Genomic DNA, 25,050 nt, shown 5'->3' on the forward strand with positions numbered 1-25,050 from the left:
TATCACCTATAGCTAAATCATGATTTAATTGGGAAAAGATGTCTGTCTTTGCTGACGGAACAGAATAAAGCACGATAGAGAGTTGCAAATGAGTTGGTTAGAAAAGATCTTACCTAAAACCACTAAATCTTCTGGTAAAAAAGAGATCCCAGAAGGGGTTTGGGCAAAGTGTACAGATTGTGATTCAATCCTATACAAAGCGGAATTAGAAAAGTCGTTAAACGTATGTCCGAAGTGTGATCATCACATGCGTATTACGGCACGTAAACGTCTTGAAAGTTTCTTAGATGATGCAGATCGTCAAGAGCTTGGCACAGAGCACGAGCCACAAGACGTATTAAAGTTTAAAGACTCTAAAAAATACTCGGATCGTATTGTTCAAGCACAAAAGGCAAGCGGTGAGAAAGACGCTTTAGTTGCAATGAAAGGTCGTGTAAAGGGTATTCCTGTTGCTGCTGTTGCTTTTGAATTCTCCTTTATGGGTGGCTCAATGGCGTCAGTTGTTGGTGCGAGATTTGTTGATGTAGTTAACGTTTGTTTAGAACATAACATGCCATTAATCTGTTTCTCTGCATCTGGAGGTGCACGTATGCAAGAAGCACTTATGTCATTGATGCAAATGGCAAAAACAAGTGCTGCATTGGCAAAAATGAGTGACAAAGGCTTGCCATTTATCTCAGTATTGACCGACCCAACAATGGGTGGTGTTTCAGCATCATTAGCGATGTTAGGTGATATCAACGTTGCAGAGCCAAAAGCACTTATCGGTTTTGCGGGTCCACGTGTTATCGAACAAACTGTACGTGAAACCTTACCAGATGGTTTCCAGCGCAGTGAGTTCTTATTAGAGCACGGTGCGATTGACATGATCGTCGACCGTCGTGAAATGCGTGATACGTTAGCGCGTATTTTGGCGAAGTTTATGGACTTGCCTTCCACTGAACAAGAGCATAGAGTAGCGTAAATTTTTCAAATTGAGCTACTCAACTTATGACGGTTAACCAGCCTAGCCAATCATCAAGCCTTGATGATTGGCTTTGTTATTTAGAAGCAATTCATCCAGCCACCATTGAAATGGGACTTGAGCGTGTAGCACAAGTTGCCGAGCAAGCCGGATTACTTGAGCCTTTCAGTAAAATAATTCTAATTGGCGGTACCAATGGTAAAGGCACAACGGCTAGGTGCTTGGAGTCGTTGTTGCTCGCACAAGGGTTGTCGGTTGGCACCTACGCTTCACCACATTTAGTACGCTACAACGAACGCGTCCGAGTGAATGGGGCAGAGCTTGAAGATCAGTATCATATCGATGCATTTAAATTCCTCGACGACACCCGCAAAGACACTCAGCTAACTTATTTTGAGTTTGGTACGCTTGGCGCGTTAAGTATTTTCAAGCGCTGTAAGGTTGATTATATTTTGCTTGAAGTTGGTTTAGGCGGGCGGTTTGATGCGACAAATATAGTCTCGCCATTTGCCTCTGTTATCACGACTGTCGACTTAGATCATAAAGAGTATCTGGGTGATACTAGAGAACTGGTAGGCTATGACAAAGCTGGCATTTTCCGCAGTGGTAAGCCTGCAATCGTTGGTGATTTAAATATTCCACATACGGTTACGGACTATGGCGACGAAATTGCCGCAGATATGGTGTTATCAAAGCGCGATTTTTATTTTACCCCGCTAGATTCTCAGTTTAGATGGCAATATCTTGATTTTGATTGGCACTTCGACAAACCAGCCATTCCAGCACAAAATGCTGCGACAGCGTTAACGGTATTAGCTAAACTTGAGTTGCTACCTAGCTATGATGCCGTGAAGACTTGTTTGGCAAATTTGCAAGTAGAGGGTCGCTTTCAGCAACTCAATGCCACGCCGCTGGTGTATACCGATGTTGCTCATAATCCAGAGTCTGCAAGATATTTGGCAACTAAGTTACAAGAACTCAAGCAAAAAGGGTTTAAAATTCATGCCTTAGTCGCTATGCTTGCGGATAAAGACAAAGCCAGTGTGCTGAAAGAAGTCAGCCGATATGTAGATAGCTGGAGTTTAGCTTCACTTTCAGGGCCTCGTGGAGAGCGTGCGGAAAACCTTAAGCCATTGCTTGACTCTAGTTGCAATGTCACCTTATTCGATAGCGTTACAGCAGCACTTGATACTCAGCTCGATACATTTGCGAGCGAGCAGGTACTAGTGATATTTGGTTCGTTCTTTACCGTTGCTGAGGCAATGGAGTACTGGCGAAAATAGTTATAGATGATTTAATGTAAAGTAGAGAGTAAAGTTGTGAACTCAGTATTTATAAATCGCCTTGTTGGAACAAGTATCGTCGTCGTAGCTGCGGTGATCTTTATTCCAAATATCCTTGATGGTGAAAAGGTCCACTACAAGGAAGGATTTCAAGCGATCCCTGAAAGACCTGAGTTCAAAACAATTGATCTGCAAGAAAAAGTGGATGCGCAAGCCAAGCTTGCGCCTGAGTTGCCCTCTGAGCCGCTGGAAGATATTGACGCCGATGATGCTAAGCTAGAAGGCACAGAAGAGACAACGCTAGCCAATACGCAGCAATCAGATACGTCACCTACACACGTTGAGGCGAAACCCGTCGTAACGACCGACAAAGTTGAGGTGGCAAAATTAACGCGTCCTGAGACTGCTAACTTTTCAAAAATGGCTTACGTTATTCAGCTTGGTAGCTTTTCACATAAGTCGAACGTCGATGCGCTGACGAAGAAGCTTGCAGATAATGGCTTTAAAACCTTTACTAAACCCGTTAAAACGCCGAATGGTACATTGACAAAAGTGTTTGTCGGACCAGATTTAAATAAAGCTGAACTTGAAGCTAAGTTACCAGAATTAAAGAAATTAACTAAGTTAAATGGTCGTTTGACACAATTTGAAGTGACAAAATGATCTGGCATTTAGATGCCAAACCTTTTAGAATGCGCCCCACATTAACGACTTATTGGTTACTATGATCTGGGTTGATTACGCCATTCTTGGTATTGTTGGTTTATCGACTATCTTTGGCTTGCTTCGAGGCTTTGTCAAAGAAGCGATGTCACTTGTCGTATGGATCGGCGCTTTTTTCATCTCTAGTATTTTTTACCAATATCTCGCAACCTTCCTAACATTCATTTCAGAACCCCTTTTAAGAAATGCAGCCGCAATAGCCATACTCTTTTTTGCGACCTTGATGTTAGGTGGGCTTGTTAATTATGTCTTGAGTGAACTGGTTCAAAGAACTGGGCTCTCAGGCACCGATAGGATCTTTGGGATTGTATTCGGTGGACTTCGAGGTGTGTTGGTCGTTAGTGCCTTACTCTTTTTCCTTGATGCGTTTACCAGTGCACCAGACACGCAGTGGTGGAAAACATCAAACTTAATTCCTGAATTTGGCTTTGTGATAGAGTGGTTTTTCTCCTATCTTGAACATAACTCGAGCTTTTTAGATTCAGTAAACCGTTAATCGGCGAGGAAATTTTTAATGTGTGGTATCGTTGGGATAGTCGGAACATCTCCTGTAAATCAGGCGATTTATGACGGCTTAACTGTTTTGCAACACCGCGGCCAAGATGCGGCTGGCATTATTACCATTGACAACAATACGTTTAGCTTACGAAAAGCAAACGGTCTAGTGAAAGACGTATTTCATACAAGACACATGAAACGCCTACAGGGCAACATTGGTCTTGGTCATGTACGTTATCCTACTGCTGGTTCTTCAAGCTCAGCAGAAGCTCAACCTTTCTACGTAAACTCTCCATTTGGTATTGCCCTTGCGCACAACGGCAACTTAACCAATGCAGAAAAATTAAAAGAGCGTTTATTTACTCAAGCACGTCGCCACGTTAATACTACGTCTGATTCTGAGATCCTGCTGAACATCTTAGCTCACGAGCTTGGCAAAACAGACAAGATGAAATTAGACGCGGAAGACATGTTTACGGCAGTAACTGAGGTTGTGTCTATTGTTTCTGGTGGTTACGCGAGTATCGCGATGATCATCGGCCATGGTATTTTGGCATTTAGAGACCCTCACGGTATTCGTCCGCTTGTTTTCGGTAAGAAAGAAACTGAGCGTGGCATGGAATACATGTTCGCTTCAGAGAGTGTTGCATTGGCAACCGATGGCTTTGAGTTTGTGCGAGATGTTGCACCTGGTGAAGCTATTTACGTAACCGAAAAAGGTGAGTTTTTCTCTCAGATCTGTGCAGCTAAAACGACGCTTGCACCTTGTATCTTCGAGTTTGTATATTTTGCCCGTCCAGATTCAAACATTGATAAAATGTCTGTTTATGCAACTCGCGTGAATATGGGTACCAAGCTCGGTGAGAAAATCGCAACTGAGTGGGGCGATAAAGATATCGACGTGGTTATCCCAATTCCTGAAACATCATGTGATATCGCACTTGAAATTGCTTCCGTGCTAGGGCTTCCTTATCGCCAAGGGTTTGTTAAGAACCGTTATATTGGCCGTACTTTTATTATGCCAGGCCAAGAGCTGCGTAAGAAGTCTGTACGTCGTAAACTTAACGCAATTGACAGAGAGTTTGCTGGTAAGAACGTGCTACTTGTCGACGATTCGATTGTACGAGGCACTACATCAGCGCAAATCGTTGAGATGGCGCGTGAAGCGGGTGCGAAAAACGTGTACTTTGCATCAGCAGCACCAGAGGTAAGATTCCCGAACGTATATGGTATCGATATGCCTTCTGCATCAGAGCTAATCGCTCACGGTCGTGAAGTGGAAGATATCAATGCGAGTATTGGCTCGGACGGTTTGATCTACCAATCACTAAGTGATTTGATTGCAGCCGTTGGTCAAGAAAACCCAGAGATAGCTCGCTTTGAGACTTCGGTATTTGATGGTCAATACATCACAGGTGATGTTGACCAAAACTACCTCAATCACATTGATGAATTGCGCAATGATTCGGCAAAGTCTAATCGTGAAGCTGCGATGTCTGCAAGCCTTGAGTTACATAATCAAGAAGCGGAAAGCGCCGAAAGCGATTAAACTATTTGATGATGTGAATAAGCATTAAGATAAAAACCCAAGTTAAACTTGGGTTTTTTTATTTAATTTTAACTCAGGCAACAGCCTAAAATTGATAGACTAGGCCAACATAAGCGAGGTCACTGGTGTCTCTGTCTAGCAAAGGACTATTGGCGATAGCATCATCGAGCTTAGTTCGTGTTATCCCACCAACCAAACTGAGTTGTGTTTTTAACTGATAATGTGCGGTAAACCCTGCCGAATAATTCACGGCGTCATCAGCAGTTAAATAGCCCACTCGACCACGGCTTATATCGATGTTTTTCCCGCTTACCCCGTAAATATAATTGACGTAATCAGATTGCTGCCACTCTACGTTACCTACTGCCGAGATTTTAAATCCTCGACCATCGTTGTACAGTGGGATTGATACCGAAAAAGTAGCCGTGGTTGAATCTGAATTATCGGAAATATCACTGTGACCAGCGAGCGTAAACCACAAATAGGTGACGCCATAGTTAACGGTAACATCGCCATCCGGTGCGTCATACCCTTCAAAAACCTCGTCCTCAGATTTCGCATCTCGGAACACGCCGTCATAGCCGTCTTGACGATAGCCCAATCCGGAGTAGACAGATAAATCCTCGGTAATAGGGAAGCGATAGCCAATTAAGCTGTCTTTGTTGATAAACCAGTTTCCTTTTTGGATATCGATAATGGGAATTGAGATCAGCTCACTTTCAATGCCTTTCCATGGCAAATCTGCAGCGGCAGCTCCTCCTCCTAGACGAACTTGCCATTCGTCAGATGACGTTTCAATGGCGTGGCTACAAGAAGCAAAAGCGAGAGTGAAGATGGCAGCAGAGGTAAGTGCTGACTTGATGAGATACATACAGAATTCCTTTCGTAAGTTAAAGGTTGCGAGAATTTAGAATGTAAGAAGTTTATTACAAGACTTGGAAAAGTGCTGTTAGAAAGTGTAATAAATTGTCGGGAAGCGTTGTCTGGTGTGCTAGGAGTCATTTGCCACACTCTTCTATTCGCTATTTCTATGGTTGTTTGCATAAAAGTAGCGAATAGAAGAGTGTGAACATAAAGGTCAGTTGGATTGTGTGGGCTCGGAATCAGAAAGCAATAAAGTGAGTCCATCAACCAGCTCAAATAGCTCAGGCTCGATATCACTGAGTGGTTTTTCTTGTTTTAATCCTGTTTCAATGGTTTCGGCCAATTTCTTCAGGGTTGGCACGCCAGTGTAACAACATGCCCCGTGAAATTTATGCACTACTTTGAGCAACGTTGGGAGATCCTCTGCGTCTTGTGCAGACTCCAACTGCTGCAACGTTTCGGGCACGCTAGAAAGCAGCATGTTAAGCATCTCCAATGCTAAATCAGGTTTATTACCCGCGCGCTGTAACGCTAATCCCCAATCTAACATTTGGCTATTAAATGGCGGCACACTGTGCTGATGACTCTCGATATTTTTTTGTCTCGCGACTGGTGAAGATGCGCTATGGTCGCAAATAATTTGTTTGAGCATATCTTCATCTATGGGTTTAGTCATATAGTTACTAAAACCATCTTTAAGCAATTGCTCTTTTTCGCCCGCAAGCGCATGTGCGGTGACGGCGATGATAGGGGTATCCTCATTTAAGGACGAATCTCTTATGCTTCTACAGGCGCTTATACCATCCATTATGGGCATTTGAATATCCATAAATATCAGGTCGTATTTCCTTGATTTACATAAACTGACTGCTTGAGCGCCGTTATGTGCGGTATCTATTGCCTCTACCTGCTCATCTAACAAAGTACAGATCAACTTCAAGTTAGCATCGTTATCGTCTGCAACGAGCACTTTAAGTGGTAAACTGGTAGCTTCGATTTCATTGGCACTCATGTCTGGGTGGTCTAAACGATAAGGTGCTGCAAGCATTTCGCAGAGTTTTCTGTGATTAAGCGGTTTGCTTAAACAAGCGTCAGCACCACTGCCAATAAGCGCCTCACGCATATTATAAGACACTGTATTAACCATCAAGTATAAGTAGTCTGCGGAGCCGCGAGCTTGCTTGATGTAACTCTTAACCGTCTGCATTTGATCGACGCTTGCCATAGAGCCGATTAGACAGATATCGTAATTAAAATCCTGCGCCAAGGCTGTATCAAACTCTTCTTCGGTGAGGCAGCGTGTTACTTGCATGTCCCATGCTTGTAGCTGAGCCATAACAGCATGATGAGTATGCTCTTGCGGTTCAAAGTAAAGCACGCGCTTATTTTCCAGCGGCTTGCTTGGTAAATCGTCGTTGTAGAGACGGTTTGGCAGGGCAAAGACGGCATTAAATGAGAAACATGTACCATTTCCAGGTGCTGAGTTCAGAGTGATACGGCCATTCATCGCCTCAACAATGTGCTTAGTGATGATAAGACCTAGGCCGGTGCCGCCAAATTTACGGGTGATACTGGTATCGGCTTGAGCAAACGGTGTAAATAGCGCGTCTTGTTTATCCTGCGCAATACCAACTCCTGTATCGCTGACAGACACTAACAAGGAGGACTGAGATTCATCCATCAAGCGATGGTTAATATCCACTTTGACTGAGCCTTTTTCCGTGAACTTGATGGCATTACTAATTAGATTGGTCAATACCTGCTTAAATCGCGTTGGGTCGCCAATTAAGTTGTCGGGCACCTGGCGATTAACAGAAATCGAAAATTCTAGCTGTTTGTCGTGGGCGCTTGGCGCTAATAAGGTCATGACCTCATTAACGGCGTCGCGTAATTCAAACTGGATATTCTCCAGCTCCATAGCACCGGCTTCTAGTTTTGAGAAATCCAAGATGTCACTAATGATGGTAAGCAGGCTATTTGCAGATAGCTCTATGGTATCTAAATAATCTTTTTGGTGTTTATTTAATGGTGTTTTATAAAGTTGACGAGTAAAGCCTATGACCCCATTGAGCGGCGTTCTAAGTTCATGACTCATTTTAGCCAAGAAATCCGATTTTACGCGGTTAGCGTCTTGTGCTTCTTTTTTGGCAATATTGAGCTGAATATTCTGCGTTTCATACTGCTCTAGGGTTTCGCGATAATCACTAGTTGCCTGATCAATGTGCTTTTGCATTTCGTCTTTTTGATTGGCCATCTTTCTGCCAATAACAATCAAGCCTTGGCGCAACAGCTCAAACTCACCCCGCATCGGCTCATTGATAGCGATGTCTTGTTTACCTTCGTTGAGCTTGTCTGTGGCTAAAATCAAACTGGCAATCGGTTTGGTCAGCATACGTGATAATCGCATGGCCAACATAACACTAAGTAAAAAGGAGAAAATAATAACAATAGCACTCAAGATCAGCGCGCGCTGCTGCGATATCAACGCTTGGTCTTTACTGATCTCTACAACTAAAATCGCGAGCGTAGCTGGTTCTGCACTGTGCCAATCGGTTTTTTTGGCTAAATGGTTTTTAACTGGTGAATAAAACACAAAGGTATTTTTTAGTGCAGTAACTTCGGTGGTTTGTAGCTTTTGCACTTCACCAAAATAATGTAATTTGTCGAATTCACTATGATAATTACTGGTAAGAATAAGCTGATTTTGGTTATCAAACAGCGCGATACTTTTTACCAGTGGTGCGTGTTTATTGTGTGCTTGGCTTAAAATGCGGTGTAAATGCGCTTTATCTTGTTTTTCTATTGGGTATTCTACTGACATGGCCAGAGAATCTGCAATGCGATTTCCCTGACTTATCAGAATTTCCTCAAGCTCTACGTAGCGATTTATAGTAAAATAACCACCAAGTAGCAAGCCAACCAAAAGAGTTGGCAAAAGAGTGAGTAGTAAAATACTGTCACGCAGGTTTAATTTTGTCATAGGGTCAAAAAAGTGCAGAGAAATCTGTAACTAAGATTATCTTTTACCGACGTGATAAGCAAACAAATGAGGAACCCAATGGCACAGATTTTTCGTGCTAAGAAAGCTGCTAAGCCGTCAAAGCAAATAGAATTAAACATAGAGTCAATGGATCATCAGGGGCGAGGTGTTGCTCGTCACGAAGGTAAGGTCTGTTTTGTGGCAGGTGCCTTGACTGGCGAGCGAGTGAGAGCACAGGTTGTACAGGCCAAGTCTAAACTGTTGGAAGCGAAGATGACCAAAGTACTTAATACCTCTAAAGAGCGTGTTAAGCCGTTTTGCCCGCATTACCAGCAGTGTGGTGGTTGTAGCTTGCAGCATCAAAGTGTTGATGGTCAGCTCAATGAAAAGCAACATGCAGTTGAAAAACTTTTTGCGCGTTTTGCTAACATTAAACACTTACCTTGGCAAGCACCGATCACTTCTATGCCGCTTCATTATCGCCGAGCAGCTCGTTTGGCATGTATTTATGATAAACAAAGCAAAAGCGTGAAGTTAGGCTTTAGAGCTAGTCAGTCGAAGCAGATTATCGAAATAGCGCAGTGTGACGTATTGGTGTCGCCTTTTGATCGTATTGTTAATACGCTAAATGCGCTTGCACAGTCGCTAAGTGAGTTTAGGCTGATCAGTCATATTCAGCTTTGTCAGGCCGACAACCATAATTATGTGTTGTGTCGTCATACAAAGCCACTGTCCGCTTCGACTCGCGAAACGTTACAAAACGAGCTAGAAAATTGCCAGGTCCTGTTTGACGATGGCGAGACGCCAGTTGTGTATTCCCCGATGCCGTACTATCACCTTGGTGAATTTGGTTTAACACTTGAATTTAAATTGAACAACTTTATTCAAGTGAATCAATCAGTAAATGAAGCAATGCTGCGCCAAGCGACAGACTGGCTACAGCTGAGTAACGATGAAAGTGTCCTCGATCTTTTCTGTGGGGTGGGAAATTTCTCATTGGTGCTCGCAAAACAAGCAAAAAATGTGATTGGGGTAGAAGGTGAAGCGCAATCGGTTGCAATGGCTCAGCAAAATGCGCAAACTAATCAAATCAGTAATGTTCAGTTTCACTGTTTTGATCTAACCCAGTCGATTACAGAGGCTGCTTGGTTCGACGCAAATCTGGATGTGTTGGTACTGGACCCATCAAGGCCTGGTGCACTTGAGGTTCTGCAGCAATTACCGTTGACGCAGTTTACCCGTATTTTATACGTGTCATGCGATCCTGTGACACTGGCGCGCGATGCTTTGGTAATAGCGCAGGCAGGCTTTGAATTAGAAAAGCTTGGCTTAATGAATATGTTTGTTCACACGGGACATATCGAAACCATGGCGCTGTTTAAAAAACAGTGTAAATAACCTGAGCTTTGAGGCCGTTATTGCCCGAGCATTAGGTTAAATAATTTACCCGAAAATGAGGCGGGTAAGTAATTTTAAGGAGGTATCAAAACATGGTTGCTACTCGGCAGTCGCATCAAACCACTTTGCCACTAGAGTTTGATGCGCGACTCACTATCTTAAACTTGTCAGAGGATCAAAGGGACTGGCTGCAAAAGGCCTATGAACTTTGTCCCGCGGATGAGTCAACGGAACATCTCAATAATGCCATCGAAATGGTCGAGATCCTTGCAGACTTAAATTTTGATAGCGAATCTTTAGCAACTGCGTTTTTAACTCCTTATTTTGTTGCTGGAAAGTTGTCCCTTGAGCAAGTAGAGGAAGCGCTTGGCAAAAATATCTCTCTGCTTTTAAGAGGGGTGGAGAATATGGACACCATCAGCACTTTAGCACACCAAAGCTCGGGTAAGGTACAAGTCGACAACATCCGCCGTATGTTACTCGCTATGGTGGAAGATGTGCGTGCCGTGGTGATTAAGCTTGCTGAGCAAATCTGCCATTTACGTGCGGTTAAGAAAGCATCGGAAGAAGAAAGAGTCGTTGCTGCAAAAGCCGCAGCAAATATTTTTGCGCCACTTGCGAATCGGTTGGGGATTGGTCAATTAAAATGGGAACTTGAAGATCTCTCGTTCCGTTATTTACATCCGGATACGTATAAGTCTATTGCCAAGAAGCTTTCTGATAAACGCCTAGACCGCGAAGCTTATATGGAAAATATGGTTAATTCGGTGGCACAAAAACTTGCGGATGCAGGCATTAAAGCGCAGGTCTACGGTCGCCCTAAACATATTTACAGCATTTATAAAAAAATGGCGCAGAAAAGCTATGAATTCGAACAGTTGTTCGACATTCGCGCGATGCGAGTGGTGGTAGATGAAATTCAAGATTGCTACGCCGCTTTGGGTATTGTGCACACCAGTTGGCGACATTTAAACAAAGAGTTTGACGACTATATTGCTACGCCTAAGCAAAACGGCTATCAGTCTATCCACACCGTGGTATTTGGTCCTGAGGGCAAAACGGTAGAAATCCAAATTCGCACTGAGGCCATGCATCGAGATGCAGAGCTTGGGGTGGCGGCACATTGGATGTACAAAGAAGGTGCATTGCCGGGCAGAAACTCAGGATACGAGCAAAAAATTAGCTGGCTACGCAAACTGTTGCAGTGGCAAGAAGAAGTGGTAGATGGCAGTGAAATAGCTGATGAGCTAAAGAATCAGGTTGTCGAAGACCGTGTTTATGTATTCACGCCCAAGGGCGATATCTTTGATTTGCCGTTAGGCTCGACGCCACTCGACTTTGCATACTACATTCATTCCAATGTTGGACATCGCTGCATTGGTGCAAAAGTGTTTGGTAAAATAGTGCCTTTCACTTACACATTGCGCACCGGCGATCAGGTAGAAATTCTTACCCAGAAAAATGCTTCGCCAAGTCGAGATTGGTTAAACCCGTCGCTGGGATATATTCACTCTTCAAGAGCGCGCAGTAAAATCCATCACTGGTTTAAGCAGCAAGATAGAGACAAAAATCTTCAAGCGGGTAAGGAAATTTTAGATAGTCATCTGCAAAAACTAGATATTACCTATAAAGATTTAGAACCCGCGATTGACCGCTTTAACTTTAAAGAGCTCGACGATTTAATGGTGGCGATTGGTGCCGGTGATATTCGTATCAACCAATTCCTGAACTACGTTCAAGATAAACCTGAGGATACACCTAAGTTAAAAATCTCCTCGCCAAAACACACTAAAGGCGACAAAAACGCAGTGGTGGTTGATGGGGTTGGCAGCTTGATGAGTCATATGGCGAAATGCTGTGAGCCTGTACCGGGCGATGAAATTGTGGGTTACATCACGCAAGGGCGAGGTATTGCTGTGCATCGCTCTGATTGTGAGTCATTTGCTCATATTACGGATGTACATCCAGAGCGTGAGATTGCGGTCAGTTGGTCAGATGATGTTAAAGCGTCGTACGCCATTACATTAAAAATTGAAGCGCACGACCGTCAAGGGCTGATCCGAGACATTAGCTCTGTGCTTGCCAATGAAAAAGTCAATGTGCTCAATATGAACGTACAAACACAAGACGATAAAAACGTAGCAGTATTTATGATGAAGGTAGAGGTGGATGACCTTTCTGCTATGCATCGTTTGCTGACTAAATTGATGCAAATCGAAGGTGTTTTTGATGCTAAACGACTCTAAGCCTTCTACAGCAATTGGGATAGAGCAGCTGCTAGAGATTATGTCGCAGCTGCGCGACCCAAGCACTGGATGCGACTGGGATAAGAAGCAAACCTTTAAAACCATTGTCCCTCATACGTTAGAAGAAGCACACGAAGTTGCCGATGCTATCGAGCAAGGCGACTTTGCTCACTTAAAAGAAGAGTTGGGAGACTTGCTGTTCCAAGTGATTTTTTATGCTCAGCTTGGAAAAGAGCAGGGGTTGTTTGATTTTGCTGACATAGTGCAAACTCTCAATGACAAATTAGTGAGACGTCACCCTCATGTATTTGAAAAGCAGGAAAGTTTAAGCGAAGCAGAGCTTGAGCAGCAATGGCACGCCATTAAACAGCAAGAAAAACAGGGGCAAAAACAAGGGGCGTTCGCGGCGGATATTCCAAGTAGCTTGCCAGCATTATCAAAAGCCTTCAAAATTCAAAAGCAAGCAGCCAAACTCGGATTTGACTGGCCAAGTTACCACGGCGCGTGGGATAAAGTACAAGAGGAAGTCGCAGAGGTGAGCGAGGCGCTGCAAGTTGACCCACTCTCTGAACATGCTGCGGAAGAGGTGGGCGACTTGTTGTTTGCAACTGTGAATGTGAGCCGACATATAAAACGAGATCCTGAGCAGCTGCTACGTCAAGCCAACGAGAAATTTAGAAATCGCTTTGTGCAAGTCGAAGCCGTTTTGAATGAGTCCTCACTATCACTTAAAGATGCGAGCTTGGAGGAGATGGATGGCGCTTGGGAGACAGTGAAACGTCGTCAACGCAGCAAAAACAGAGACTGATTTTTACGGTTTGTTCGTTAATTAAAACGACCCCCTGATAAAATATATTACCGTGCTAAGTCATTTTTAGCTGGAATGACTTAGGTGCTTTTGCTATACTATCGCCCCGTCTTGATTCTTATTTAAATTCCAATTTTCCTGAAATTTCTAGGGTTCGCATGAGTACAAAATTTATCTTCGTAACGGGCGGAGTAGTATCCTCCTTGGGTAAAGGTATTGCAGCTGCTTCTTTAGCCGCTATATTAGAAGCACGTGGCTTGAAAGTAACGATTCTAAAGCTGGATCCTTACATCAATGTTGACCCTGGGACCATGAGCCCTATCCAACACGGTGAAGTATTCGTAACCGAAGACGGCGCGGAAACCGACCTTGATCTTGGTCACTACGAGCGTTTTATTCGCACTAAAATGACCAAGCGTAACAACTTTACACAAGGCCGTGTATTTGAAGACGTGTTGCGCAAAGAGCGCAGAGGTGAGTACTTAGGTGCCACTATTCAGGTTATTCCTCACATCACAAATGACATCAAGCGTCGCGTGCTTGAAGGCGCGGAAGGCCATGATGTTGCTATCGTAGAGATTGGTGGCACGGTTGGTGATATCGAGTCACAACCTTTCCTAGAAGCAATTCGTCAGCTAGGCACAGAGCTTGGTCGTGAGAGCGCTTTGTTTATGCATTTGACGCTAGTGCCTTTCTTAGGCCCTGCGGGTGAAGTGAAAACTAAGCCAACTCAGCACTCAGTGAAAGAGCTTCGTTCAATCGGTATTCAACCTGATATTTTGATCTGTCGTTCAGATCGTAAACTACCAGCGAACGAGCGCGCAAAGATTGCACTATTCACTAACGTGGAAGAAAAAGCAGTTATCTCACTACAAGACGTAGACAGTATTTATAAGATCCCTGCGCTATTGAAGTCGCAAGAGCTTGATAACATCATTTGTCGTCGTTTCTACCTTGAACGTCCGGAAGCGGATTTATCTGAGTGGGAACAAGTACTTTATCAAGAGTCAAACCCTACTGGTGAAGTGACAATTGGTATGGTTGGTAAATACATCGAATTACCGGACGCATATAAATCAGTTAACGAAGCATTGAAGCATGCTGGTTTGAAAAACCGTTTAACGGTGAATATTGAATATGTTGACTCTCAAGATATCGAGAGCAAAGGCACTGAGTTACTTGAACACCTTGATGCTATCTTAGTACCAGGTGGCTTTGGTAACCGTGGCGTTGAAGGTAAGATCTTAGCTGCAAAATATGCACGTGAAAACAAAGTACCATACCTAGGCATTTGTTTAGGGATGCAAGTTGCGTTAATCGAGTATGCGCGTAACGTTGCAGGTCTGACTGGTGCTAACTCAACTGAATTTGATCTTGAAAGCCCACACCCAGTAGTTGGTCTGATCACTGAGTGGTTAGATGCTGACGGTAAGATTGAAGTACGTGACCACGACTCTGATCTTGGTGGCACTATGCGTCTTGGCGCGCAGCTTTGCCACTTAAAAGAGGGCTCTAAGGTACGTGAAGTATACGGTAATGCCGAAATCGTTGAGCGTCACCGTCACCGCTACGAAGTAAACAACAACTATGTTGCTGAGCTTGAAAAAGCGGGTCTGCAATTTACTGGTCTGTCAGAAGACAAGAAACTAGTTGAGATTATCGAGAATAAAGATCACCCTTGGTTTATCGCGGCTCAGTTCCACCCTGAGTTCACGTCAACGCCTCGTGATGGTCACCCATTATTTGAAGGTTTTGTTGCGGCGGCATACAGCCACCAAAAAGCATCTTCGTAATAAGAAAAAGCCGTGCTCTTGCACGGCTTTTTTGTTGCAGAAGGTTTTGCAATAGGCGCTAAGTGTAGTGTTTATCGCCAAACTTTTTCTTATCTGCCGGCGCGTCAATGTGATACGTGTAAATTCTTCACTTTGCGAAGCAACAGAGATAAGGCAAACTTTAAAGCGGGTTTATTGACCCTGAATTCGCCTGCGACAGAAGCAGTGCAACACACACCACTTTGGGAATAAGAGGAATCAAGATGTCAAAAATCGTTAGAGTGATTGGCCGTGAAGTTATGGACTCACGCGGTAACCCAACAGTAGAAGCGGACGTACACCTAGAGTCAGGTGCATGGGGCCGTGCATGTGCGCCATCAGGTGCATCTACGGGTACCCGTGAAGCACTAGAGCTACGTGACGGTGATAAGTCTCGTTACTTAGGTAAAGGTGTATTAACAGCGGTAAACTACGTAAATAACGAAATCGCGGCAGCACTTGAAGGTCAAAACGCGCTAGAGCAACGTGCAATCGACCAAATCATGTTGGACTTAGACGGCACTGAAAACAAAGAAAAACTAGGTGCGAACGCTATCCTTGCGGTATCTCTAGCAACAGCAAAAGCAGCTGCACAAGACAAAGGCGTGGCGCTATACGAACATATCGCAGACATCAACGGTACAGCAGGTCAGTACTCAATGCCAGTTCCAATGATGAACATTATCAATGGTGGTGAGCACGCGGATAATAACGTTGATATTCAAGAGTTTATGGTTCAGCCTGTTGGCGCAAAGAGCTTCCGTGAAGCACTACGAATGGGTGCTGAAATCTTCCATAGCCTGAAAAACGTACTTAAGTCACGTGGCCTGAACACTGCAGTTGGTGATGAAGGTGGTTTTGCTCCAGACCTTAAATCAAATGAAGAAGCGCTAGAAGTAATTGTTGAAGCAGTTGCAGCTGCTGGCTACGAAATGAACAAAGACGTAACACTAGCACTTGACTGTGCAGCGTCTGAGTTTTATGTCGATGGCAAGTATGACCTAAAGGGCGAAGGTAAAACATTCGACTCGGAAGGTTTTGCTGGCTTCTTGGCCGATCTTGCCGCACGTTACCCAATTGTATCAATCGAAGATGGCTTAGACGAAAGTGACTGGGCTGGCTGGAAAATCCTAACAGATAAAATTGGCGATAAAGTTCAGCTAGTGGGTGATGATCTCTTTGTTACTAACACTAAGATTTTAAAGCGTGGTATTGAAGAAAGCATTGGTAACTCAATCTTGATTAAATTCAATCAGATTGGTTCACTGTCTGAAACGCTTGATGCCATCAAAATGGCGCAAGATGCTGGCTTTACTGCCGTTATTTCACACCGCTCTGGTGAAACTGAAGACGCTACCATTGCTGATTTAGCAGTGGCGACAGCGGCAGGTCAAATTAAGACTGGTTCACTTTGCCGTTCGGATCGTGTAGCTAAGTACAACCAATTGCTACGTATTGAAGAAGCGCTAGGTGAAAAAGCGGTATACAAAGGCCGTAGTGAAATCAAAGGCCAGTAATTAGCATTACTTGATGTATTGTAAAAACGCCAGTTTAGCTACTGGCGTTTTTTATTGCTAGCGGTCGTCACCCCAAATTTCACAATTTGCTTGGCCATTTCTAAATGTCCAACAGACTTGAAGTGAATTACAAGCATCATCCATCGTTGCAGGACCATTACCTCCAGCAACAGCCGGCGTCATCTTAGTAGCAAGTGTTTTGTTCACACTAAGTTCTTTAATCGATTTTTTGTTGAACTTTAATTTCATTGTCGTCTCCTTCTATAAAAATATAAATGTTAACCAAATCCATACAAGATGTTGGCTGTGTTACATTTGTACTTTTTGTATAAAAAGTCAACAGGTGTTTTTAAGCACCAAACTCTTGCGCCAATATCGATTGAGTGAAATTGATTTTCAAATAAAAACCTCTTGGCAAAGTTTGCACTATTTTACCGTTCGGCCCTATGGCGTCGGTGAGCGCCTTGGCATTTGCCGCCTTTGGCCTTATCTGCATGACTTCTCCAAGATGCCCTGAGATTTGGTCTACGTGACCCGTAGCGATTAACTCGATTTGCTCTTCCCAGTCTCTTCGTAACAACTGTTCTTGATGCGCGTCTGGCCGCCATAAGAAGCCGTGTCCAATAACCCTATCTATTAAAGGAATTTCTCGTTCGGCTAATATGGGTAGCCAAAGAACGTGAGCTAATTTCTTTTTAACACTCGACGCTTCCCACGTTAACCCTGTTAACTGAGTCAGCGGCACGACAGAAACATAGGTGGTCTCTAGCGGTTTGCCTTGATAGCTTATTGGCAAAGTTTTGAGTTCAACGCCAATATGCTCAAAATCAGGTACAGGCTTTGAGCCCGCGGTGGCACCTAAGGCTGCTTCTATGAGTTGTCCTACCCAGCCTTTCTCTTTGAGCAAATCTTGTGGTGTTTTAAACGAGAGCTGCTGAGCGAGTTCTCCCAATGTTAAACCGGCTATGTTTTCAACACGTTGCATAAGTTCGCCCACAGAGCGTGGTGGTGTAACTGATGGCAAGCGATACTCCTGAGTCTATCCCTTAAAAACACGATTATAAAAGAAATCATGTGGTGAAGTAAGTTGGTTATTTTGCACTCAACTTAAGTGTGGCTTGTTATTTCAACATACGGTTAAAGTAATAACTTTATTATCTATATGATAAATATGAAGTTATTTTTATTTTACTACAGTCAGAGCGGTTTGGAAATCTTATGGCTTTGGATAAATACAAGACTATAAACATAATTATCCACAGAATATGTGGAAAACCTGAGGTTTGAAGTGTGTAATTGTGGATTTGTTCGTAATTTGAACTGAAAAATACTTAGTTATGCACAAGTTGTGGGTAACTTGAGAGTATGCTGAGATAATTTAGGTATAGAATGGAATTAAATTTGCCGTGACGCGGGAGTTGTGGAACAATCATTAAAAATCGACTTATAAATGAGGCACTAAGGTGATTGATGCCGAAGGGTTTCGTGCCAATGTCGGAATAGTGATTTGTAATAATCAGGGGCAGGTTTTTTGGGCCCGTCGTTACGGACAACACTCTTGGCAATTTCCTCAAGGCGGAATAGATCAAGGGGAAACACCTGAGCAAACGATGTATCGTGAACTTCATGAAGAAGTTGGACTTAGGCCAGAAGATGTTGAAATAGTAGCAAGTTCTAAACATTGGTTACGTTACAAACTACCAAAAAGGTTAATTAGACGAGATTCAAGCCCAGTTTGTATCGGGCAAAAGCAGAAATGGTTTTTATTGAAACTTAGGTGTAAAGATGAAGACGTAGACTTATTACGTACGCATCACCCTGAGTTCGATGATTGGCGCTGGGTCAGCTATTGGTATCCAGTACGTCAAGTTGTATCGTTTAAACGTGATGTCTATCGTCGAGTGATGAAGGAATTCGCTCCGTTTGCGATGCCATTTGGTAAACGTGAACAGCAAGGGCAGAAGGATTTCTGGCGCACAAAACGATAAAAATAGGAGCAGCAGGTGTTAGCAACGTTGAGATCGATTGCTGAGTCAGTGGCGCAGCAAAGTGACCTACAAAGCGCGTTAAATTGCTTTGTTACTATGGTCAAAGATGCCATGCACACTGAATGCTGCTCAGTTTATTTTGCCGATTACAGTCAAGATAACTTTATCCTGATGGCAACGGATGGCTTAAACCCTGAAGCAATCGGAAAATTCCGAATGGGATTTACCGAAGGCCTTGTCGGTCTTGTTGCCCAGCGTGAAGAGCCGATTAATGTTGTCCACGCCCAATCACACCCAAGATTCAAACTGTCACCTGAGGTCAATGAAGAAGGCTACAATGCTTTCTTATCAGTGCCCGTTGTACACCAGCGTAAAGTGCTTGGGGTTATTGTGGTGCAGCAAAAGATTGCTCGTGTATTTAGCCATGATGAAGAGTCCTTTCTTATTACGCTTTCAGCGCAATTGGCTTCACAGCTTGCCAACACCGAAATTCAAACTTTACTTCAACAAGATGCAAGCAGTCACAGAACCTCAGTGTTAAAAGGGGTATCGAGTGCACCAGGTATTGCCTTAGGTGATGGTTATGTGGTGTTACCCCATATTGATTTTGCGAGTATTGAACCGCAGCATAGTGACAATATTCAGCAGCAAATTCAGCTGTTTCATCAAGCGGTGGCTGCGACTCGGCAAGAATTCCATATTTTAGCCAAAACTCTGAGTGATGATATTCCAAAAGAAGCGGTAGCTGTGTTTGAGGTTTACCAGCAACTTTTGGATGCCAAGAGTTTAGGTAAACAAGTGGAGTCTGAGATACAACAAGGCTGGAACGCAAAAACAGCGCTAAAGCTTGTTATCGAAAAGCTTGTGGCTCAGTTTGATATGATGAGTGACCCTTATATCAAAGAGCGTGCGATTGATGTTAATGATATTGGCCTGCGCGTGCTCCAGCATTTAGTCTCAATTGAGCAAGCTGTTAAACACTATCCAGATAATACGATTCTAATCGCCCATACTTTGACCCCGACTATGTTAGCGCAAGTACCAAAAGAAAAGCTCAAAGGGGTGGTCAGTGTGCATGGCTCGGCCAACTCCCATGCTTCCATTCTCACTCGCGCGATGGGCGTCCCCGCTATTTGGGGCATAGAAGACATTCCATTATTACAGTTTGATGGTAAGTCTATGATCATGGATGCGTATTCTGGACGGCTTTATATTTCGCCTTCGCAAATGTTGGTCAATGAGTACGTTGAAATTAAACGTAAAGACAACATTCTGCATGATAAGTTTGAGGCGGAACATGATTTGCCGCCCATTACACTCGATGGTGAGCGTATAAATTTACTCTTAAATGCTGGGCTTGATCTATCGACCGAGACATTAAGCGCCAGTTATTGTGATGGCGTTGGTCTTTATCGTACTGAGTCTTGGTTTATGCAAAAAGGCCAATTCCCAACACAATCGGAGCAAGAAGTCTGGTATCGTGAGGTGCTATCACGTTATCACCTTGAGCCTGTAGTAATGCGGACTTTAGATATCGGTGGCGACAAAATTCTAGATTATTTTGATATCAAAGAAGAAAACCCATTTTTAGGGTGGCGAGGCATTCGTGTATCGCTGGATCATCCCGAGCTTTTTTTGGATCAAATCAAAGCGATGATCAAAGCAAACGCGGGTCTTGGCAACTTACAGATCATGTTGCCTATGGTGGGTCATAGTGAGGAAATAGATGAAGCGATGGCACTCATTGAGCAGGCTTGTTTTGAGCTGCAAGACGAATGGGCCGATCCTTTTTACACCATCGACCGGCCAGAAATTGGCGTAATGCTTGAAGTACCGTCTAGCGTGTACTTGTTACCTGAGTGGTCGAAAAAAATCGATTTTTGTTCTGTGGGCAGTAACGATTTGACGCAGTATTTATTAGCAGTGGATAGAACCAACGCACAAGTGGCAGATCTTTTTGACCCTTATCATCCCAGTGTATTACGAGTGTTAAACCAGATTGCACAGCAGTGTGAATTACACGAGCTGCCTTTTAGCCTGTGTGGAGAGTTAGGCGGTGAGCCTGAGGGAGCAATCTTGCTTATTGCAATGGGGTATCGCCGTTTGAGTATGAATATTTCATCACTGAACAAAGTAAAATGGGTGCTGCGCAGACTGAGAGTAACGGATATGGAAGCTCTACTTGAAAATTGTTTAGCACAACCTTCATCTAAGCAAGTGCGCCGAATTATTAAAGAATTCATGATAGAGCATCATTTTGCAGAATTACTCTATACCAGCCACCAAGCAAAGGGTGCTTCTTAAGGCTATTTACGCTACCATTACGGCGCTATAAGAATAAGAGCTTGTTGATGGAAACTATTATACTCATCGTTGTACTTTGCGCTTTGCTCGGCTGTGCAGTTGGCTTTTTGGCAGGTCTGCTTGGTATCGGCGGCGGGCTGCTGATAGTCCCTATTTTATCTGTCATCTTGACCAAATTTAATGTTATACCCACAGATCAAGTGGTGTTAGTTGCAATTGCGACGTCTCTCGCCTCCATTATTTTCACTTCGACATCTTCAGCCAAAGCGCATCATAAAAATGACAATGTTCCATGGCACATTGCTCCATGGGTGATGTTAGGTGTGGCAGTCGGCGCGTTGGGCAGTGGTTTTGCCGCAGTGATGTTGCCTGAAAAACTCGTCAGAATTATTTTTGTGGTTAGTGTTGTAGGCATTGCATTGAAAATGGCGTGGAGCTCCAGAAGACCGCCACAATCAACCAGAGTTATACCACAAGGACCGATACTTGCGATGCTAACCTCGGTAACGGGGGCGCTGTCTGCAATGATTGGTATCGGCGGGGGAGCATTAATCGTCCCACTACTGACATTTTTCTCTGTTGATATGAAAAAAGCGATAGGATGTGCGTCTGCCAGTGGTATTGTTATTGCTATCTTTGGCTCCTTTGGCTATATCGCCTCTGGCAGCCAACATGTGGATATTGAACATGGATTTTTAGGTTTTGTCTATTTACCGGCTTTGTTTGGTATAGTGGCAACTTCATGGTTTATGGCGCCTATTGGTGCTAAAGCTACGCACCACTTACCTGTCACAACGATTAAGAAAGTGTTTGCGGCGTTACTCATTGTTATCGCTGGCAATATGTTAATGAATTAAGGAAAGGCTATGGCTTTGCAGTTTCCACAGATAGACCCTGTGATTTTCTCCATCGGACCGTTAAGTGTTCGTTGGTATGGATTAATGTATTTGATCGGCTTTATGTTCGCCATGTGGTGGGCAGGGAAAGAAGCAAAAAAACCAAACTCTGGTTGGAATAAAGACCAAGTTGGCGACCTAGTTTTTTACTGTATGCTCGGCGTGATCTTGGGCGGGCGAATTGGTTACGTGTTGTTTTATCAATTCTCTCATTTTATTGAAAGCCCGCTTTATTTATTTAGGGTGGACCAAGGCGGTATGTCTTTCCATGGCGGTGCATTGGGCGTTATCACGGCGATTATCGTGTATGCGCTTAAAAACAAACGTTCGATTTTATCGGTAGGCGACTTTGTCGTTCCTATGGTGCCTGTTGGGCTTTTTGCCGGTCGTATCGGTAACTTCATTAATGGCGAATTATGGGGTCGCATAACGGATGTTCCTTGGGCATTTATTTTCCCAACGGGCGGACCACAGCCGCGCCACCCATCACAACTTTATGAAGCGTTTTTTGAAGGGTTGGTATTGTTTGTGATGTTGGTATGGTTTAGGAAAAAACCGCGCCCAGCGGGCAGTGTAGCAGGTCTATTTTTAGCCGGTTACGGTGTGTTCCGCTTCTCAATCGAGTATTTCCGTGAACCAGATGCACATATTGGCTTATATGGTGGCTTTATTTCTCAAGGTCAGATCTTATCCCTCCCTATGGTGATTGCAGGCGCTATCCTTATGGTGTGGGCATATAAGCGAGAAGGTAGCAACCCATCTACCGGGCAAGTTAAAAGTTAAAGAGTAGCGAACAATGAAGCAATATTTAGAACTGATGCGCCATGTGCGTGATAATGGCACAAAAAAAGAAGACCGCACGGGCACTGGCACAGTGAGTGTTTTTGGATACCAGATGCGCTTCAACTTGCAAGAAGGCTTCCCACTTGTAACGACGAAAAAGTGTCATCTACGCTCGATTATTCACGAGCTACTTTGGTTCTTGCAAGGCGATACTAACATCAAATACTTAAAGGAAAATGGCGTTAGCATTTGGGATGGCTGGGCAACGGATGAAGGGGACTTAGGGCCAGTTTATGGCAGCCAGTGGCGCTCTTGGACTGGGCCAAATGGTGAAGTGATAGATCAAATCAAAGATGTTGTAGAGCAAATCAAAACCAACCCTGACTCTCGTCGCCTGATTGTGAGTGCTTGGAACCCTGCGCTTTTGCCTGATACTAACTATTCACCCAAAGAAAATGCAGCGATGGGCAAACAAGCGTTGCCACCTTGCCACACGTTATTCCAATTTTATGTACTAGATGGCAAGCTTTCTTGTCAGCTTTATCAGCGCAGTGCGGATATTTTCTTAGGTGTGCCCTTTAATATCGCAAGTTATGCGCTGTTAACGATGATGATTGCACAAGTTTGTGACTTAGAAGTGGGGGATTTCGTACATACTTTCGGCGATGCCCATTTATACCTAAACCATATGGAACAAGTTGAAGAGCAGCTAAGCCGAGCGCCGTTTGCGAAGCCACAAATGCAGATCAACCCTCAAGTAAAAGACATATTTGGTTTTAAGTTTGAGGACTTTGAGTTGGTGAACTACGAATGTCACCCGCATATAAAGGCACCGGTCGCGATTTAGGAGCATTTATGAAAGCCGTTATTCCAGTGGCGGGTCTTGGCACTCGCATGTTACCCGCGACGAAGGCCATTCCCAAAGAAATGCTGCCAATTGTCGATAAACCTTTGATCCAGTATGTAGTAGATGAAGCAGCTGCGGCTGGCGTCAAAGAAATTGTACTGGTAACTCATTCAAGTAAAAACTCAATTGAAAATCACTTCGATAAGAGCTTTGAGCTGGAAGCGACACTGGAAAAGCGGGTTAAGCGTCAACTGCTAGAAGAAGTACAATCTATATGCCCCAAAGGTGTTACGCTGATCCATGTGCGTCAAGGTGAGGCTCGTGGCCTTGGTCATGCCATCAACTGCGCTGCACCTGTGATTGGCGATGAGCCCTTTGTTGTTATGCTGCCCGATGTATTGGTTGATGACGCTGCATGCGATCTAACAAAAGATAATCTTGCTGATATGATCGCGCGTTTTAAAACGTCAGGTAATAGCCAAGTGATGGTAGAAGCGGTAGCGCCTGAACTCGTCTCTCAGTTTGGTATTGTGGACTTGGGAGGAGCAGCACTCGCGCAAGGAGAGTCAGGCGCCATGCAGTCTATTGTCGAAAAGCCTGAACTGCAAAGTGCACCTTCAAACTTAGCCGTTGTTGGTCGTTACGTACTTAACAAATCTATTTGGCCACTTTTGGCAAAAACACCGCTAGGCGCTGGTGGCGAAATTCAACTGACTGATGCTATTGCTATGTTGATGGAGCAAGAGCAAGTCGATGCATACTCGTTACGAGGAAAGAGTCATGATTGCGGGAGTAAAATCGGCTATTTAAAAGCGATAGTTGAGCATGCGATGAGAAGAGACGAGTATTCAACTGAGCTTGCTTCTCTTATCGATTCAATTGCTAAAAGGTAATTACATAAAGTTAAATGTACCGATATTTGCGGTAAAAGCATTTGGTTATTTACCGCGATTTATGTACCATAGGTGAAAATGGATTTTTGTTATAACTTATTGTGTATATTCGTTTTTTTAAATTTTTACTACTCGGCTCTGTAATCACCTTAGGTGGCTGTAGTCATTCATCTAAAGAGCCTTCGCTGTTAAGTGAGCAGCAGCTCAAAAGTATTGAGCGATTGAGCTCATTAGAGCAGGATCTCTCAAACCTGCTGACTTTGTTAGAGTCTCAAGCTAGCGTCGATAATATCCAAGCAACATCGAATCCTGACGTAGAGATTAAGCGTTATTCCGCGAGTAAACAAAAGGCGAATCAAACGACTGGAATTCAACTCAAGTTGTTTCCCCTATCTATCAATTCCATGCCTCAAGTTGAGCAGCATCAAGCGCTATTAGCGGCAGTAAAGCGAAAGTTTCCTAGTATATTTTCTGAGGCAGAATTGCAAATTCAAGCGTTTGAAATGCGAAATTGGGCAACAGTTTCTGGATTAAGAACAACTCAAGAAGCAAAAGTCTACTGTAGACTATTTTCTATCCAAAGCATTGATTGTAGAAGATTAATGCTTTAATTTTACTAAAGTTTTCCCATTTGGGAACGATAAACAATAAGTCACCAAAAAACGGTATTGCGGTGATGATAAAAATGACTCCTAAAG

At 43.7% G+C, this 25,050-nt stretch carries 21 protein-coding genes; 17 read left to right on the plus strand and 4 right to left on the minus strand.

The genetic code is table 11. The features are described 5' to 3' along the window. Nucleotides 1-88 precede the first annotated feature (88 nt). From accD to purF, 5 genes are all read left to right on the plus strand, one after another. Nucleotides 89-964 carry an acetyl-CoA carboxylase, carboxyltransferase subunit beta gene (gene accD, locus PPIS_RS01860; RefSeq protein WP_010369367.1) on the plus strand — a complete coding sequence of 292 codons (876 nt, stop codon included), beginning with the start codon at nt 89-91 and terminating at the stop codon, nt 962-964. Between the two features lie 26 nt (nt 965-990). Next, nucleotides 991-2,247, plus strand: coding sequence for a bifunctional tetrahydrofolate synthase/dihydrofolate synthase (gene folC, locus PPIS_RS01865; RefSeq protein WP_010369364.1), 1,257 nt, complete (start codon nt 991-993; stop codon nt 2,245-2,247). Between the two features lie 36 nt (nt 2,248-2,283). After that, nucleotides 2,284-2,910 (plus strand): SPOR domain-containing protein, encoded by a 627-nt coding sequence (locus PPIS_RS01870; RefSeq protein ID WP_010369362.1) that lies wholly within the window; start codon nt 2,284-2,286, stop codon nt 2,908-2,910. 61 nt (nt 2,911-2,971) lie between these two features. After that, nucleotides 2,972-3,466 carry a CvpA family protein gene (locus tag PPIS_RS01875; RefSeq protein WP_010369359.1) on the plus strand — a complete coding sequence of 165 codons (495 nt, stop codon included), beginning with the start codon at nt 2,972-2,974 and terminating at the stop codon, nt 3,464-3,466. 18 nt (nt 3,467-3,484) lie between these two features. Continuing rightward, nucleotides 3,485-5,017 (plus strand): amidophosphoribosyltransferase, encoded by a 1,533-nt coding sequence (gene purF, locus PPIS_RS01880; protein WP_010369357.1) that lies wholly within the window; start codon nt 3,485-3,487, stop codon nt 5,015-5,017. Nucleotides 5,018-5,102: 85 nt separating this feature from the next. Here the strand turns inward: purF and PPIS_RS01885 are convergent, their stop codons facing one another. Both PPIS_RS01885 and barA read right to left on the minus strand, forming a co-directional pair. Then, nucleotides 5,103-5,888, minus strand: a complete 786-nt coding sequence (locus PPIS_RS01885; RefSeq protein WP_010369355.1) for a MipA/OmpV family protein — start codon at nt 5,886-5,888, stop codon at nt 5,103-5,105. 207 nt (nt 5,889-6,095) lie between these two features. Beyond that, nucleotides 6,096-8,861 (minus strand): two-component sensor histidine kinase BarA, encoded by a 2,766-nt coding sequence (barA, locus tag PPIS_RS01890; protein WP_010369352.1) that lies wholly within the window; start codon nt 8,859-8,861, stop codon nt 6,096-6,098. 78 nt (nt 8,862-8,939) lie between these two features. Here barA and rlmD point away from each other — a divergent pair, with 78 nt between their 5' ends. The 5 genes from rlmD to eno all read left to right on the plus strand — a co-directional run bounded on the left by rlmD (nt 8,940) and on the right by eno (nt 16,641). After that, a complete protein-coding gene (gene rlmD, locus PPIS_RS01895) occupies nt 8,940-10,259 on the plus strand; it encodes a 23S rRNA (uracil(1939)-C(5))-methyltransferase RlmD (protein WP_010369351.1) in 1,320 nt (439 codons plus the stop codon). Nucleotides 10,260-10,351: 92 nt separating this feature from the next. Continuing rightward, nucleotides 10,352-12,505 carry a GTP diphosphokinase gene (gene relA / locus PPIS_RS01900; RefSeq protein ID WP_010369348.1) on the plus strand — a complete coding sequence of 718 codons (2,154 nt, stop codon included), beginning with the start codon at nt 10,352-10,354 and terminating at the stop codon, nt 12,503-12,505. Beyond that, a complete protein-coding gene (gene mazG, locus PPIS_RS01905; RefSeq protein WP_010369345.1) occupies nt 12,489-13,313 on the plus strand; it encodes a nucleoside triphosphate pyrophosphohydrolase in 825 nt (274 codons plus the stop codon). Before relA ends, mazG begins: the two co-directional genes overlap by 17 nt. 158 nt (nt 13,314-13,471) lie before the next feature. Further along, nucleotides 13,472-15,106 (plus strand): CTP synthase, encoded by a 1,635-nt coding sequence (locus PPIS_RS01910; RefSeq protein WP_010369341.1) that lies wholly within the window; start codon nt 13,472-13,474, stop codon nt 15,104-15,106. Between the two features lie 242 nt (nt 15,107-15,348). Next, nucleotides 15,349-16,641 carry a phosphopyruvate hydratase gene (gene eno, locus PPIS_RS01920; RefSeq protein WP_010369337.1) on the plus strand — a complete coding sequence of 431 codons (1,293 nt, stop codon included), beginning with the start codon at nt 15,349-15,351 and terminating at the stop codon, nt 16,639-16,641. A gap of 57 nt (nt 16,642-16,698) precedes the next feature. Here eno and PPIS_RS01925 read toward each other — a convergent pair whose 3' ends face one another. Further along, nucleotides 16,699-16,890: a hypothetical protein gene (locus PPIS_RS01925; RefSeq protein ID WP_010369334.1), complete on the minus strand. Its 192-nt coding sequence runs from the start codon at nt 16,888-16,890 to the stop codon at nt 16,699-16,701. A 100-nt stretch (nt 16,891-16,990) separates the two neighbouring features. Then, entirely contained in the window at nt 16,991-17,665 is a 675-nt protein-coding gene (gene mutH / locus PPIS_RS01930; protein ID WP_010369332.1) for a DNA mismatch repair endonuclease MutH, read from the minus strand. 439 nt (nt 17,666-18,104) lie between these two features. Between mutH and rppH the strand changes: the two genes are divergently transcribed. The 7 genes from rppH to PPIS_RS01965 all read left to right on the plus strand — a co-directional run bounded on the left by rppH (nt 18,105) and on the right by PPIS_RS01965 (nt 24,963). After that, entirely contained in the window at nt 18,105-18,629 is a 525-nt protein-coding gene (gene rppH, locus PPIS_RS01935) for an RNA pyrophosphohydrolase (protein ID WP_010369331.1), read from the plus strand. 15 nt (nt 18,630-18,644) lie between these two features. Then, nucleotides 18,645-20,933: a phosphoenolpyruvate--protein phosphotransferase gene (ptsP, locus tag PPIS_RS01940; protein ID WP_010369330.1), complete on the plus strand. Its 2,289-nt coding sequence runs from the start codon at nt 18,645-18,647 to the stop codon at nt 20,931-20,933. Nucleotides 20,934-20,980: 47 nt separating this feature from the next. Beyond that, complete coding sequence (locus PPIS_RS01945; protein ID WP_010369329.1) at nt 20,981-21,790, plus strand: sulfite exporter TauE/SafE family protein; 810 nt, start codon at nt 20,981-20,983, stop codon at nt 21,788-21,790. 9 nt (nt 21,791-21,799) lie between these two features. Next, nucleotides 21,800-22,612, plus strand: a complete 813-nt coding sequence (lgt, locus tag PPIS_RS01950; RefSeq protein ID WP_010369328.1) for a prolipoprotein diacylglyceryl transferase — start codon at nt 21,800-21,802, stop codon at nt 22,610-22,612. A gap of 13 nt (nt 22,613-22,625) precedes the next feature. Then, nucleotides 22,626-23,459, plus strand: a complete 834-nt coding sequence (locus PPIS_RS01955; protein WP_010369327.1) for a thymidylate synthase — start codon at nt 22,626-22,628, stop codon at nt 23,457-23,459. An 8-nt stretch (nt 23,460-23,467) separates the two neighbouring features. Beyond that, nucleotides 23,468-24,352, plus strand: a complete 885-nt coding sequence (gene galU / locus PPIS_RS01960) for a UTP--glucose-1-phosphate uridylyltransferase GalU (RefSeq protein ID WP_010369326.1) — start codon at nt 23,468-23,470, stop codon at nt 24,350-24,352. Between the two features lie 101 nt (nt 24,353-24,453). Further along, nucleotides 24,454-24,963, plus strand: coding sequence for a hypothetical protein (locus PPIS_RS01965; protein WP_010369325.1), 510 nt, complete (start codon nt 24,454-24,456; stop codon nt 24,961-24,963). Nucleotides 24,964-25,050 lie beyond the last annotated feature (87 nt).

Source organism: Pseudoalteromonas piscicida (genome assembly GCF_000238315.3).
Taxonomy (GTDB): domain Bacteria; phylum Pseudomonadota; class Gammaproteobacteria; order Enterobacterales; family Alteromonadaceae; genus Pseudoalteromonas; species Pseudoalteromonas piscicida.